The organism is Sulfitobacter sediminivivens (assembly GCF_042611115.2).
Taxonomy (GTDB): domain Bacteria; phylum Pseudomonadota; class Alphaproteobacteria; order Rhodobacterales; family Rhodobacteraceae; genus Sulfitobacter; species Sulfitobacter sediminivivens.
Map to the genome: position 1 here is coordinate 1 of NZ_JBHGAR020000018.1, position 13,122 is coordinate 13,122.

The window sequence follows — 13,122 nt, forward strand, 5'->3', positions numbered from 1 at the left end:
GTGGGTCCGTGCGGTCACAGATCACGGGGAAGCGGCATTAAAAGCGACTGCATTGCAAAAATATAGACAACTTTAGGTTGCGAATCTGTTAGTCCAATCTCTGTTAGCGAGTGGTTAACCTTTTTTGTTCACGATCTAGTCCAAAGCAATGAAGCCGCCCCGGAGAGAATATTAATGCGTGTATTACTAGTCGAAGACGATCCAACTACTTCTCGCAGCATTGAGTTGATGCTGACCCATGCGAACCTCAATGTGTATGCCACCGATCTGGGTGAAGAAGGGATCGACCTGGCGAAACTCTATGATTACGATCTGATCCTTCTGGACCTTGATCTGCCAGACATGAATGGCCACGAAGTTTTGCGCCAACTGCGTTTGTCACGCATTGATACGCCGATCCTGATTTTGTCCGGGGCTGACGACACCGAAAGCAAGATCAAAGGTTTCGGATTTGGGGCGGATGATTATCTGACCAAGCCGTTCCACCGCGAAGAACTGGTGGCGCGGATCCACGCGATCATCCGCCGCTCCAAGGGGCATTCGCAATCTGTGATTGAAACCGGGCAAATCGCTGTGAATCTGGATGCCAAAACCGTCAGCGTCAACAATTCAACAGTGCATCTGACGGGCAAAGAATACCAAATGCTTGAGCTGCTATCCCTGCGCAAAGGGACGACCTTGACCAAGGAAATGTTTCTGAACCACCTCTACGGCGGCATGGATGAACCTGAACTCAAGATCATCGACGTGTTCATCTGCAAATTGCGCAAAAAGCTGAGTGTTGCAACCGGCGGCGAGAATTACATCGAAACAGTCTGGGGCCGGGGCTATGTGCTGCGTGACCCGGAACCTGCTGCAATGAGTTTGGCGGCGAGCGCTTAAGCCACCATCCATCCGAAACGACCCTCCAAAACGTGCTAGACCTGCCCCCCGTCGCCACCTATCTAAGAAGATAGAAGCGACACTTCCGGGGGCAGGTCTTGTGACATCAGAGATTGCAATAGAAGCGCTGACCGAAGCGCAGGCCAAGGATGAACTTGCGCGGCTTGCCAAAATTCTGAACGATGCAAACGCCGCCTATCACACACAGGACGACCCGGAAATTGACGATTCTGAATATGACGCGCTGAAACGTCGCAATTCCGCAATCGAGGCGCGGTTCCCGGACCTGAAGAGGCAGGATAGCCCCAGCGATCAGGTCGGTGCCACACCAGCCGAAGGTTTTTCGAAAATCACCCATGCGGTGGCGATGCTGTCACTCTCAAATGCTTTCGAGACTACCGATGTTGTTGAATTTGATGCGCGTGTTCGAAAATACCTTGGGATAGATGGCGCGACCAAGGTGGCCTATACCGCTGAACCAAAGATTGACGGTCTGTCACTGTCCTTACGATACGAGGACGGCCGGCTTATCCATGCTGCAACACGCGGTGATGGGGCCGTGGGCGAAAACGTCACGGCAAATGCGCGTACAATTGGCGATATCCCACAGGTCCTGAAAGACGCGCCATCCGTTCTTGAGGTGCGCGGCGAAGTGTACATGAGCCATGCCGATTTTGCGGCGTTGAATGAACGTCAATTGGCGGCGGATGCCAAACCCTTTGCCAATCCGCGCAATGCGGCCGCAGGATCACTGCGCCAGCTGGATGCCAGCATCACAAAATCACGCCCGCTGCGGTTTTTTGCCTATGCATGGGGCGCGCTGTCAGCCCCGCTCGCAGACACCCAGATGGGTGCCATCACACGGTTGTCGGATTTTGGGTTTTCCACCAACCCGCTTACCGCGATCTGTGATGGACCGGAATCGATGCTGGCCCATTATGCCCTGATCGAGGAACAGCGTGCAACGCTTGGATATGACATCGACGGCGTGGTCTATAAAGTCGATGATCTGGCGCTGCAGGACCGGCTCGGCTTCAGATCGACCACCCCCCGCTGGGCGATCGCCCACAAATTTCCGGCAGAACTGGCCTGGACCGTGCTGGAGGGCATCGACATTCAGGTCGGGCGCACGGGCGCTCTGTCCCCCGTCGCGCGGCTGCGGCCAGTGACGGTTGGTGGTGTGGTCGTGTCAAACGCAACCTTGCATAACGAGGATTACATCAGCGGTCTGGACAGCAAGGGACAGCAAATTCGCGGCGGCAAAGATATCCGTGTGGGCGATTGGGTGCAGGTCTATCGCGCCGGCGATGTGATTCCGAAAGTCGCTGACGTGGATCTGAGCAAACGCGATCCCGGTGCCACCGCTTTTGTCTTTCCGACCCTCTGCCCGGAATGCGGCAGCGAGGCGGTCCGGGAACCGGGGGATGCGGTGCGCCGTTGCACGGGTGGGCTGATCTGTCCGGCGCAGGCTGTTGAAAAGCTGAAACACTTTGTGGCGCGCGGGGCGTTTGACATTGAAGGGCTGGGTGCAAAGCAGGTTGAACAATTTTATGCCGATGGTTGGATCAAAGAACCGGCTGATATCTTTACCCTCAAAGATCGGTATGGTCAGGGTCTGCAGCAATTGAAAAACCGGGAAGGATGGGGCGAGAAGTCTGCGAACAACCTCTTTCAAAGCATTGAATCTAAACGGGATATCCCGCTGGGCCGCTTGATATTTGCGCTTGGCATCCGCCATGTGGGCGAAGCGGCGTCAAACCTGTTGGCACTGCATTATGGCACCTGGGATGCGTTTGAAGCGGCGATGATCGCCGCAGAGGCGCAACAAGGATCCGCGTGGGATGACCTGATCGGGGTCGATGGCGTCGGGGCCGTGATGGCGGGATCGGTGGTAAACGCCTTTGCGCAATCGGCCGAACGTGCGTCCATCGATCGGCTGATTGCGCAGTTGAATGTCATCGCCGCAAAACGGCCCGACACATCCGGCAGCCCGGTTGCCGGAAAGACGGTGGTTTTCACCGGCACGCTTGAAAAAATGACCCGCGCAGAGGCTAAAGCGCGGGCAGAGCGGCTGGGTGCGAAAGTGTCCGGGTCGGTCAGCGCCAAAACAGATATTCTGATTGCCGGCCCCGGTGCCGGATCCAAAGCGATAAAGGCCGCTGAATTGGGCATTGAAACCCTGGATGAAGACGGCTGGCTCGCGTTGATCAGTGACATATGAGCGGGCGGCCGGAACCACTTTTCCCGCTGTTTGCAGGATTGGAAACGCTTGAAGGCATCGGCCCGAAAACCGCGCAACTGTTTGCGCAACTTGGCATTCTGGCCCCACGGGATCTGTTGTTCACCTTGCCCTATTCCGGAATTGATCGCGCCCTGTCTCAAACGGTGAAAGACGCGGTATTGCCTGCAACATTGACGGTGGCCGTGACCATTGGCGCACATTACCCCGCCAAGAACAAAGGTGGGGCGTACCGCATTCACGTCGAGGACGCCAAGACCAGCTTTCAATTGGTCTATTTCCATGCGCGCGGCGATTTTTGGAAAAAACAACTGCCTGAGGGGTCACGCCGAATTGTCTCGGGCCGGGTTGAGCTTTTTGACGGCACGGCCCAGATGGTGCACCCCGATTTCGCCGTGGCCGAAGCGGACGCAGACGCTATTCCGGCATTTGAACCCGTCTATCCGCTGACCGCAGGGATCACCCAAAAGCTGATGTACAAAGCCACCCGTGGTGCCATTGCGCGGGTGCCTCAAATGGCCGAATGGTGCGATGCAGGGCAGGTGAACCAATCAGAATGGCCTGATTTTCTGACGGCGGTCACGCGGGCGCATGATCCTGTGTCGCTGACGGATCTGGCCCCGACCGCACCAGCGCGCGAACGGTTGGCCTATGATGAACTTTTTGCCCATCAGGTGACCTTGGCGCTGGCCCGACAAAAGGAACGCCGCAAGAAGGGCCGATCCAGCACCGGTGACGGGCGGTTACAGGCCCGGGTGATGGCCGCGTTACCCTATAAGCCGACCACAGCGCAGAACCGCGCAATCGCGGAAATCATCGGCGATATGGCAACCCAGCAGCGCATGAATAGGCTCTTGCAGGGCGATGTGGGGGCGGGCAAGACGCTTGTGGCCTTCATGGCATTGTTGCGAGCGGTCGAGGCGGGCGGGCAGGCGGTGTTGATGGCCCCGACCGAAATCCTTGCCCGCCAGCACGTTCAGGGGTTGCGCCCCCTGGCCGATCAGGCGGGCGTGGTGCTGGAAATTCTGACCGGACGGGACAAGGGCAGCGAACGACAGGCCAAGCTTGCGGCATTGGCACGCGGCGATATTCAGGTGCTTGTCGGGACCCACGCCGTGTTTCAGGCGGATGTCCATTTCAATGATCTGCGGCTTGCCGTGGTGGACGAACAACACCGGTTTGGCGTACGTCAGCGTCTTGAGTTGGGTCAGAAGGGCCATCGTGCGGATGTTTTGGTGATGACCGCAACGCCAATCCCACGCTCGCTCGCCTTGGCGCAATATGGCGATATGGACGTTTCCGTACTGGATGAAAAACCACCCGGTCGCAAACCGATCAAGACCGCATTGGTCAGCACCGAACGAATTGATGAGGTTGTGGGACGGCTGCGTTCTGCCATTGCCGAGGGGCGGCAGTGTTACTGGGTCTGTCCTTTGGTTGAGGAAAGTGAAATCAGCGACTTGATCGCTGCCGAGGAACGGTTCAAACGGTTGCGCGCCGCCTTGGGCGAGGGGGTCGTGGGGTTGGTGCATGGGCAAATGCCGCCCGCGGAAAAAGATGCGGCCATGCGCGCGTTTCAGAACGGCGAAACCCAGGTTCTGGTGGCCACGACCGTCATTGAGGTGGGGGTCGATGTGCCAAATGCCACGATCATGGTGGTGGAGCGCGCCGAGATATTTGGCCTGGCCCAGTTGCACCAGTTGCGGGGCCGCGTGGGGCGCGGCCAAGAGGCATCGACTTGTTTGTTGATGTATCAGCCACCGCTGAGCGAGAGCGGCAGACAACGTCTGGAGGTTCTGCGCGAGACCGAAGACGGGTTCATAATTGCCGAGACCGACCTGAAAATGCGCGGCACCGGCGATCTGATTGGCACGGCACAATCGGGGGTGCCGCGTTTCCGGGTGGCCGATCTGGAACGGCAGGCGGGGCTGATGGCAGTGGCGCAGTCGGATGCCCGCAAACTCTTGAACGATGATCCTGCATTGACGTCCCCTCGCGGCAAGGCGACGCGGCTGTTGCTGTGGTTGATGAGGCAGGATGAAGCGATCCGTTTGATTTCAGTAGGTTAACGGGTTTCAGTCTATTTTGTTCGCAAATGTTCCCATTTAGTTCTTTACAAGTGGTTAATAAAATGAGAACAAAGAGGCAACAAAGACGGAGACACAGAATGACAACGCTAAAATCGCTCAAATCCATCGCAACCCGGTCGCAAGGCACGTTGTTGCAGGATGCCGTCGGTGCGGCTGCTTTGATTGTGATGCTTGTTGTTGGTCTGCACCTTCCGGCCTTTGTTTGATATCTGCCTGCGCTCTCATGCCGCTTGCCTGACGCATCCGTCCCAAATTGATGCTGCCAACTGACACTGCCTGTCTGACGTTGGCATCGGGGGTATCCCCTACGGCAAATCCGGGTCCCGCATGAGAAACGCTTTCCTTGCGCCGCCATCCTTTTCAGGATGTGCGGCGTTTTTTTTACACAGCATGTCAGCCCGGACTTCAAAGCCCGCCCCAGCCGACATTCCATGCATCAGATCAAGGTTTGCTGACTTCTACCGGGGCCGATGCGTGCTGCATCGCCTCAGCCAGCGCTTCAATGCTCAACATGATCGACGCATGCCGGTTCTTGTATTCAACGGCGGGCGTCAGAACTTCAAATCCGTCAAAGGGCGGATCGGGCACCGGCCCATGGTTTTTCAGCATGGCACGCAATTGATCGCGGGCCTTTTCGACTTGTTCCAGCGTCGTGCCCAGTGCCGCAGCACCCATGACAGCCGCCGCTGCCTGGCCCAATGCGCAGGCTTTGACGTCTTGGCCCAACTGCGCCAACCTTCCGTCTGCGACGCGCACACCAACCGTTACCGTAGACCCGCACAGCGGCGAACGGCGCTTTACCGTGGCATCCGGCTCATCCAGGTGTCCCAGATGGGGAATGTCAGCAGCCAGCGCCAGGATACGCGCCGAGTAAAGTTTGATAAGATCGGTATCGCCCGACATGGTTGTTTCCTTTGCCTTTGAATGCCTACATAACCCCCCACACCAAAGATGCAAAAAACTTTTCTGAGAGGGGCCAAGCGGATGCGATTTGATCCTGCAAGTCTGACCTTTAACGACGCCGGGCTGATTCCTGCGATTGCGCAGGAGGTAGACAGCAAAGAGGTGCTGATGCTGGCATGGATGAATGTGCAAAGCATCACTCAAACGCTGGAAACGGGACGCGTGACGTATTGGAGCCGCTCTCGGCAGGCTTTCTGGATCAAGGGTGAAACCAGCGGCCATGTGCAGGAACTGGTGGAGCTGCGCTTTGATTGTGACCGGGATTGCCTTTTGGTGATGGTGCGCCAGACCGGGCCGGCCTGCCACACCGGGCGGCGCAGCTGTTTTTTTACGGCTGTCGAGGATGGCAAAGAGCGTGAGTTGACCAAACCCATCTAGCCGCCTCAGCGCGATCATTTGCAAAGATCAAATACTTCCGCTGGCCTGTTTATTCAAAGGGGTCAGGGTTGGGATTTGGCATATGACCACGGCAATAACTGGGATGAATTCCCGGGCGGGTACAAAGACGTGCTGCAGTATTTCAAGATCGACGTGCCGATCGTACGGTTCAAATTCGTGCAGAAGGGCGAGACATTGGGTCTGGCGTTTGACGGGCTGATCCATGTGAATGGCCGATGGGTGACTATGCCCAAACCCCGGCGCAGCCTACCAGGTTAAGAAAAGCGCCTAAAGCTCCACCATGAAACGAATATCCTCAGGTGTCTTACCCTCAGACCGATAAAGAGAAATGGCCCGCGCATCGTCGCGTTTGGCGAGCCGTTTGCCCGCTGCGTCCCGGATCAAACAGTGGTGGTGATAGGTGGGTGTCGGTAGCCCTAGAAGCTTTTGCAGAACGACGTGGATTTTTGTCGCCTCGAACAGATCCTCACCGCGCACCACATTGCTAATGCCTTGAGCCGCGTCATCCAGCACCACCGAAAGATGATAGGATGTGCCCATATCACGACGGGAAAGGACGATGTCACCAATCTCCAAGATCAAGGTATCGGCATCAACGCGGATATCTCCGTGCCGGTGCCCTGTTTCAGTGAAATAAACATTGTTATCAAAGCACTCAACCGCTTTCCTCATGTCCAGCCGCAAGGGGCAATTCGTGGGTCTCAGGCCCGTGCGACAGGCCGATGCACGGCATGTACCAGGGTAAATTATCCCGTCCGGCCCCTGCAACGGCGCGCCTTCCTGAGGAGCCGAGGCCGCCGCCGCGATATCTGCGCGAGAGCAGGTGCATGGATAGAGCAACCCATGCTGCCAAAGCTGATCAAGCGCGCCGTCATAAGCGGCTTGGCGCTCCGACTGCCGCATCACAGGATGTGGCCACCGCAATCCCAACCAAGCCAGATCATCATAAATCTGCGCCTCCCATTCAGGGCGCGCGCGTGACTTGTCAATATCCTCGATCCTGAGCAGAAATTCACCCGCATGTGCCTGTGCCATATCAAAGGCCAAAAGCGCCGAATACGCATGACCAAGGTGCAGCGGCCCTGTGGGTGACGGTGCAAAACGTGTTCGAAAGATCAATTCTTTTCAATCACATATACATTGGACTTCAAGTTAATACCCGGTAAATGCGGTCCGTGTTCGCGAAACAGCAAACAGGCGGCACCACAGTCGATCCATTCACTGACCCGTGCCTCGTTGGCCTTGTCCTGCAGTGCGTGATCGTTGAAAGAAAACACCATCAGCCCGCCTTTCGCGAGCCCCTTCATCAAGGTATCAAACACAGAGATCGGGGCAGCACCGGCCCCAATGACCCCGATCGCGGCAATGGCTGCATAATCGCCGGGCGCATGGATCAGCGGTGCATCAGCCTCGACATGATGCAAGGTCCGATAAACGCCTTTGTCATTGGCCTGCGCCAGCATATCAGCCGACAGATCCATCCCATCAATCGTGGTAAATCCGCCCAGTTTGAGTGCCAAACCCGAAAGCCCGGTGCCACAGCCAAAATCAAGAATGGGTTGGGTGGGATCGTCAGTGTATTTGGCAAGCGCTTTTGCACATCGCTCAGGGGTGGCATAGCCGTTTTCGCCCACTTCGGCCTCATAGCTCGCGGACCACTTGTCATAGAGTTCGCGGGTTGAGGCGGCATCGCGCGCGCTATACGCTTTGTCGAGAAAGTTATCACTCATGCAGAAAAATCTACGAAGGATGCATGGTCCCGTCCAGCCTTAACTTTCCAGCCAGCTTTGCCAGTCTGCCTTGGCGCGATCCGTATAGGCCTTGTAGCGGTCCTTGCGCCCCCGCCGACCTGATTTCAGGCCATCCACAGGGGGAAAAAGGCCAAAATTGACGTTCATCGGCTGAAAGGTTTTTGCCTCGGCACCGCCAGTGATATGGGTGATCAATGCGCCCATCGCTGTTGTGTTGGGCGGTGCGGTGATCGCTTCTCCCTTGATCTCGGCAACTGCCATGCGCCCGGCAAGCAGACCCATCGCGGCACTTTCAACATATCCTTCGACGCCAGTGATTTGACCTGCAAAGCGAATATGAGGGCGTGCGCGCAGACGCATCTGGTCGTCCAGTAGCGTGGGGGAATTGATAAAGGAATTGCGGTGAATCCCGCCAAGGCGCGCGAATCGCGCATTCTCTAGCCCTGGAATCATTTTAAAAACATCGGCTTGTGCGCCATACTTCATCTTGGTCTGAAAGCCGACTATGTTGTAAAGCGTGCCCAGTTTGTTGTCGCGACGCAGTTGCACAACGGCATATGCTTTGACGTCGGGCTGATGCGCATCGGTCAGGCCCACAGGTTTCATCGGACCAAAGCGCAGGGTTTCGCGGCCGCGTTCGGCCATGACTTCTATGGGCAGACATCCGTCAAAATAACCCGCAGTTTCGCCTTCGCGGAATTCGGTTTTATCCGCAGCCAGCAACGCGTCGATAAATGCCTCGTATTGGTCTTTGTCCATCGGGCAGTTCAGGTAGGCGGTGCGCTCTTCCTCGGTTTCGCCCTTGTCGTAGCGCGACTGCATCCATGCTTTGTCCATGTTGATGCTTTCAAAATAGACAATTGGCGCGATGGCGTCGAAAAATGCCAGCGCCTCGGCACCGGTTTGGGCGGCAATGGCATCTGCCAAAGAGCCGGAAGTCAGCGGCCCGGTCGCAATGATCCAGTGGCCGTCATCGGGCAGTTCAGTGATTTCGCCGTATTCAACCTTGATGTTCGGGTGGGCCAGCAACGCATCTGTCACCGATTGGGCAAAGGAATCGCGGTCAACCGCCAGTGCGCCGCCCGCAGGCAGACGGTGTTTGTCAGCCGTGGCCATGATCAACCCGTTCGCTGCGCGCATTTCCCAATGCAACAGGCCCACCGCGTTTTGTTCGCTGTCATCAGACCGGAATGAATTGGAACAGACCATTTCGCCCAAAAGCCCGGTCTGGTGTGCGAATGTGCCGACCTTGGGTCGCATTTCATGGATCACGACAGGAATGCCCGCGTTTGCCGCCTGCCAGGCTGCTTCTGATCCGGCCATGCCGCCGCCGATGATATGGAGTGTCTCTGTCATGAAACGCGATGTAGGGCAGGGTGCTTTGGTAAGCAACAGGAAGCCCACACCTGCGGTACATTTACTTGACTAGAAGAATGTAAGGGAGGGGTGATTTTTGGGGTCGCCGCTGCAGGTATGGTCGGTCAGTGAGAGGCTGACCTGGAGGGACCTTCCGCCGTCGGCGACCCAAAATCATCAAGGCTATTGGCCTTGCCCTATTGATGCCTCAATTATGCCCGATTTACTAGAGCAAAAACGTAAACAATCGCAATCATATTTGGAAACAATCATTGCGACCAGTCGGGGGGGCGTTTTTCGATGAAGGCATTGATGCCCTCTTGAGTGTCCTTATTCTGCATATTTTCAACCATAACGTCGCCAGTATAGGCATAGGCCTCAGCGACCGGCAGCTCCAGTTGTTGATAAAAGGCGACTTTGCCCAGTTTCACAGCCGACCCCAATTTAGAGGCAATTTGATCGGCCAACGCCGCGGTGGCGGCGCTGAGGTCGTTGCTTTCCACGACACGGTTGATCAGGCCAAGCTCCTCAGCGCGGGTGGCGTTGATAAAATCGCCTGTGGTAAGCATCTCAAACGCCTTTTTTCGAGCGATGTTGCGGCTGAGCGCCACCATCGGGGTTGAACAGAACAATCCGATATTGACGCCGTTCACGCCGAAACGTGTTTCTTTGGCAGCGACCGCCAGATCGCAGGTGGCAACCAACTGACACCCCGCGGCGGTTGCGATGCCATGTACCTGGGCAATGACCGGCTGCGGCATGAACCGTATGCGGGCCATCAAGGCAGAGCATCGGTCGAACAGTTCCCTGAAGGCGGCAACCCCGCCGTCCGCCTCTTTTCGTTTCTCTGCCATCTGGCGCAGGTCATGGCCGGCGCAAAATGCTTTGCCAGCGCCCGCGATGGTGATGACCCGGACCTGCGCATTGTTTGCCAGACCATCCAATCCGCATTGCAAAGCGGCCAACATCTCATCGGACAGCGCATTCAGCCGCTCTGGTGCGTTCATTGTCATGTGCGCCACTGGTCCGCGTACTTCAATCTCAAGAATTGCCATCTTGCTCTCTTACCCTCAAATAGGTCAATCCTAGGTCAACAATGCAGGAAAGAACAACCATGCCCGTAATGATGGACAAAGAGGCGCTGACACACTTCATGCAAGAGGTGTTTGACCAGGTGGCAGACGAATTTGCCGTCGATCATGTGGGCGAGGGCGAAATCACCATGCGGTTGCTGACCGCGCACCGGCATCTGCGCCCCGGTGGCACCGTGTCTGGCCCGTCGATGTTCGCGCTTGCAGATGTTGCGGCATATTTGGTGACACTGGCCATGATCGGACCACAGGCATTGGCCGTGACCACAAATTGTTCAATTGATTTCATGCGCAAGCCGCTGGCAGGGGTGGATTTGATCGCCAAAGCGCGGCTGCTGAAGCTGGGCAAGCAACTGTCGGTGACAGATGTGCTGATATTTTCAGAAGGATCTGACAAACCGGTGGCGCGGGCCAGTCTGACCTATGCGATCCCGCCAAAATCCATCGGGTAAGATGAAAAAAGGGCCGGGAAAGACCCGGCCCAGTGAAGAGGTCTGAAAGTCACCACAGGGATGTTATGGCTTCCAGAACACGCGGCAAGCCTCCGTTTCGGCCTGATCCGGTGTCAGTCCCACATCGCGCAATTGCCATGACTCCAGCTTGCGCAGCGCCATACGTGTGCGACGGCGTGTGGCCCATTTCGTCACACAGACCGCAAATTTGACCGCCAACAGCGCAGCGATTGGCATGCCGCGTGTATTGATGGTGGCCAACATCTCGGAAGAGAGGGTCAATGCGTGTGTCATGGGTATCTCCTTGTCCTAAATTGTATTGACACAATATAGCAAATCGCTACGATCAATTGGTACAAAGATTGATCTGAAATGACTAGGCAAACATTGTAATGGGTACAATTTGGCAACCGGAACTGTCCGATGGCGCAGGGCCCAAGTACAAGGCCGTGGTGGCGGCGATCCGCAAAGCGATAAGCAAGGGCGAGCTTGGTGTCGGGGACAAATTGCCACCAGTGCGCGATCTGGCCTGGAAGCTTGGCATCACTCCCGGCACCGTGGCCCGAGCCTATACCATTCTGACCGATGAGGCGGTGCTGACTGCCGAGGTCGGGCGCGGCACCTTTGTGACGGCACCCTTGCGCGACGTGCCTTATGTGCCAATCGAAATTGATGCGGTGGCGCACATGGGCCCGCATGACATGCACCGCGTTAATCTGTTTTCGCCGGTGCTGCCAAGCATCGGACAGGCTGCACTGATCCGGGAATTGCTGGGGCAGGTGGCCGACAACCCGGCGTCGGGGGTGATGCATTACCCGACACGTGCGTCTGCGGTTCCGGCCCGCAAGGCTGCGTTGAAGTGGTTGGCCAACACACCGCTTGGGCCGATAGACGCAGAAGATGTTGTCATGACGATGGGCGGGCAGCACGGTATTTTTTTGGTGTTGCAGGCGGTGCTGAGCGGGCGTCGACCTACGATTCTGGTCGAAGAGCTCGCCTATCCCGGCTTTCGCCGCGCCGCCGAATTGTTGCGCGCGGATGTCGTGCCGGTTGCGATGGACGAGGACGGTGTGATCCCGGAGGCCCTTCATGCCGCAGCCAAGGGGTGCGATGCCCAAGTGTTTTGCACATCCCCCGAAGTTCACAATCCGACGGTTGCACACACGCCGCTTGCGCGTCGTGAAGAATTGGTGGCCGTCGCACGCAGCCACGGTTTGCAAATACTGGAGGACGATTGTTACCGCATGGGGATAGAGCGGGCCGCCACCTACCGGGCATTGGCCCCTGAATTGGGGTGGTATGTTTCGTCGATCGCAAAGACGCTGACGCCCGCGCTGCGTCTGGGGTTTGCCGTGGCACCGAAAGGCAAGACATCCGGCCTGCGGCGCGCCAAGGAACATGGCTTTTTCGGGCTGCCAACACCGATGCTTGATCTGGCAGCCCTGTTGCTGGGTGATCCCCGGGTCAATGCCCTGACGGCCAAGGCCCGCGATATCTACGGGCAATATATCCAGACCGCAGCGGATACCCTGCAGGGGTACGACGTCAAATGGCGGCTGGATGTCCCGTTTTTGTGGCTCACGCTGCCGCAGGGCTGGCGGGCGGTCGCGTTCTGCCAGGCGGCAGAGGCGGCGGATGTGCCGGTGCGACCTGCCGAAGAATTCGCCGGTCGCGATGCGCGCGTGCGCCATAAGGTGCGCCTTGCCATCAACGCGGGCGTTTCCATTGAAAGCTTTGCGGCCGCTGTCCAGCGCTTGCGGGACTTGCTTGATAATCCACCGGAACAGATTTCGGTATGACGATATTTCGGTGTAAGAATGTGGGGTAATATATTACCTATTTAATAAACCATTGAATTTATAGCATTAAATAAGGCGCGCACCGCTTGACGTGGCAAAC

15 protein-coding genes are annotated in these 13,122 nt (G+C 56.9%); 9 read left to right on the forward strand and 6 right to left on the reverse strand.

The annotated features are described in order from the left end of the window. The 5 genes from ACEWL3_RS16065 to ACEWL3_RS16085 form a co-directional block, all read left to right on the forward strand. A partial coding sequence (locus ACEWL3_RS16065) for a DUF1153 domain-containing protein (RefSeq protein ID WP_435001205.1) occupies positions 1 to 76 on the forward strand: 76 nt, incomplete at its 5' end. Positions 77 to 174: 98 nt separating this feature from the next. Beyond that, positions 175 to 882, forward strand: coding sequence for a response regulator transcription factor CtrA (ctrA, locus tag ACEWL3_RS16070; RefSeq protein WP_386178545.1), 708 nt, complete (start codon positions 175 to 177; stop codon positions 880 to 882). A gap of 100 nt (positions 883 to 982) precedes the next feature. Beyond that, entirely contained in the window at positions 983 to 3,103 is a 2,121-nt protein-coding gene (gene ligA / locus ACEWL3_RS16075) for an NAD-dependent DNA ligase LigA (RefSeq protein ID WP_386178548.1), read from the forward strand. Further along, positions 3,100 to 5,190, forward strand: a complete 2,091-nt coding sequence (gene recG / locus ACEWL3_RS16080; RefSeq protein WP_386178550.1) for an ATP-dependent DNA helicase RecG — start codon at positions 3,100 to 3,102, stop codon at positions 5,188 to 5,190. Before ligA ends, recG begins: the two co-directional genes overlap by 4 nt. A 98-nt stretch (positions 5,191 to 5,288) precedes the next feature. After that, a complete protein-coding gene (locus ACEWL3_RS16085) occupies positions 5,289 to 5,417 on the forward strand; it encodes a hypothetical protein (protein ID WP_302622750.1) in 129 nt (42 codons plus the stop codon). A 235-nt stretch (positions 5,418 to 5,652) separates the two neighbouring features. Here ACEWL3_RS16085 and ACEWL3_RS16090 read toward each other — a convergent pair whose 3' ends face one another. Then, positions 5,653 to 6,114 (reverse strand): iron-sulfur cluster assembly scaffold protein, encoded by a 462-nt coding sequence (locus tag ACEWL3_RS16090; protein WP_386178552.1) that lies wholly within the window; start codon positions 6,112 to 6,114, stop codon positions 5,653 to 5,655. A gap of 81 nt (positions 6,115 to 6,195) precedes the next feature. Between ACEWL3_RS16090 and hisI the strand changes: the two genes are divergently transcribed. Next, on the forward strand, positions 6,196 to 6,552 hold the full coding sequence (gene hisI / locus ACEWL3_RS16095; RefSeq protein ID WP_386178555.1) for a phosphoribosyl-AMP cyclohydrolase: 357 nt from the start codon (positions 6,196 to 6,198) through the stop codon (positions 6,550 to 6,552). A gap of 75 nt (positions 6,553 to 6,627) precedes the next feature. Further along, positions 6,628 to 6,831 carry a hypothetical protein gene (locus tag ACEWL3_RS16100; protein ID WP_386178558.1) on the forward strand — a complete coding sequence of 68 codons (204 nt, stop codon included), beginning with the start codon at positions 6,628 to 6,630 and terminating at the stop codon, positions 6,829 to 6,831. 9 nt (positions 6,832 to 6,840) lie between these two features. Here ACEWL3_RS16100 and gluQRS read toward each other — a convergent pair whose 3' ends face one another. From gluQRS to ACEWL3_RS16120, 4 genes are all read right to left on the reverse strand, one after another. Further along, positions 6,841 to 7,692 (reverse strand): tRNA glutamyl-Q(34) synthetase GluQRS, encoded by an 852-nt coding sequence (gene gluQRS / locus ACEWL3_RS16105; RefSeq protein WP_386178561.1) that lies wholly within the window; start codon positions 7,690 to 7,692, stop codon positions 6,841 to 6,843. Next, positions 7,689 to 8,303, reverse strand: a complete 615-nt coding sequence (locus ACEWL3_RS16110) for a class I SAM-dependent DNA methyltransferase (protein ID WP_386178564.1) — start codon at positions 8,301 to 8,303, stop codon at positions 7,689 to 7,691. Before ACEWL3_RS16110 ends, gluQRS begins: the two co-directional genes overlap by 4 nt. Before the next feature lie 39 nt (positions 8,304 to 8,342). Beyond that, positions 8,343 to 9,680 (reverse strand): methylenetetrahydrofolate--tRNA-(uracil(54)-C(5))-methyltransferase (FADH(2)-oxidizing) TrmFO, encoded by a 1,338-nt coding sequence (gene trmFO, locus ACEWL3_RS16115; protein ID WP_386178567.1) that lies wholly within the window; start codon positions 9,678 to 9,680, stop codon positions 8,343 to 8,345. Between the two features lie 269 nt (positions 9,681 to 9,949). After that, positions 9,950 to 10,735 carry an enoyl-CoA hydratase gene (locus ACEWL3_RS16120; RefSeq protein WP_386178570.1) on the reverse strand — a complete coding sequence of 262 codons (786 nt, stop codon included), beginning with the start codon at positions 10,733 to 10,735 and terminating at the stop codon, positions 9,950 to 9,952. A 59-nt stretch (positions 10,736 to 10,794) separates the two neighbouring features. Between ACEWL3_RS16120 and ACEWL3_RS16125 the strand changes: the two genes are divergently transcribed. Next, positions 10,795 to 11,223, forward strand: coding sequence for a PaaI family thioesterase (locus ACEWL3_RS16125; protein ID WP_386178573.1), 429 nt, complete (start codon positions 10,795 to 10,797; stop codon positions 11,221 to 11,223). 63 nt (positions 11,224 to 11,286) lie between these two features. Here the strand turns inward: ACEWL3_RS16125 and ACEWL3_RS16130 are convergent, their stop codons facing one another. Next, positions 11,287 to 11,517, reverse strand: coding sequence for a DUF1127 domain-containing protein (locus ACEWL3_RS16130; protein ID WP_386178576.1), 231 nt, complete (start codon positions 11,515 to 11,517; stop codon positions 11,287 to 11,289). A 98-nt stretch (positions 11,518 to 11,615) separates the two neighbouring features. Between ACEWL3_RS16130 and ACEWL3_RS16135 the strand changes: the two genes are divergently transcribed. After that, complete coding sequence (locus ACEWL3_RS16135) at positions 11,616 to 13,022, forward strand: aminotransferase-like domain-containing protein (protein WP_386178579.1); 1,407 nt, start codon at positions 11,616 to 11,618, stop codon at positions 13,020 to 13,022. Positions 13,023 to 13,122 lie beyond the last annotated feature (100 nt).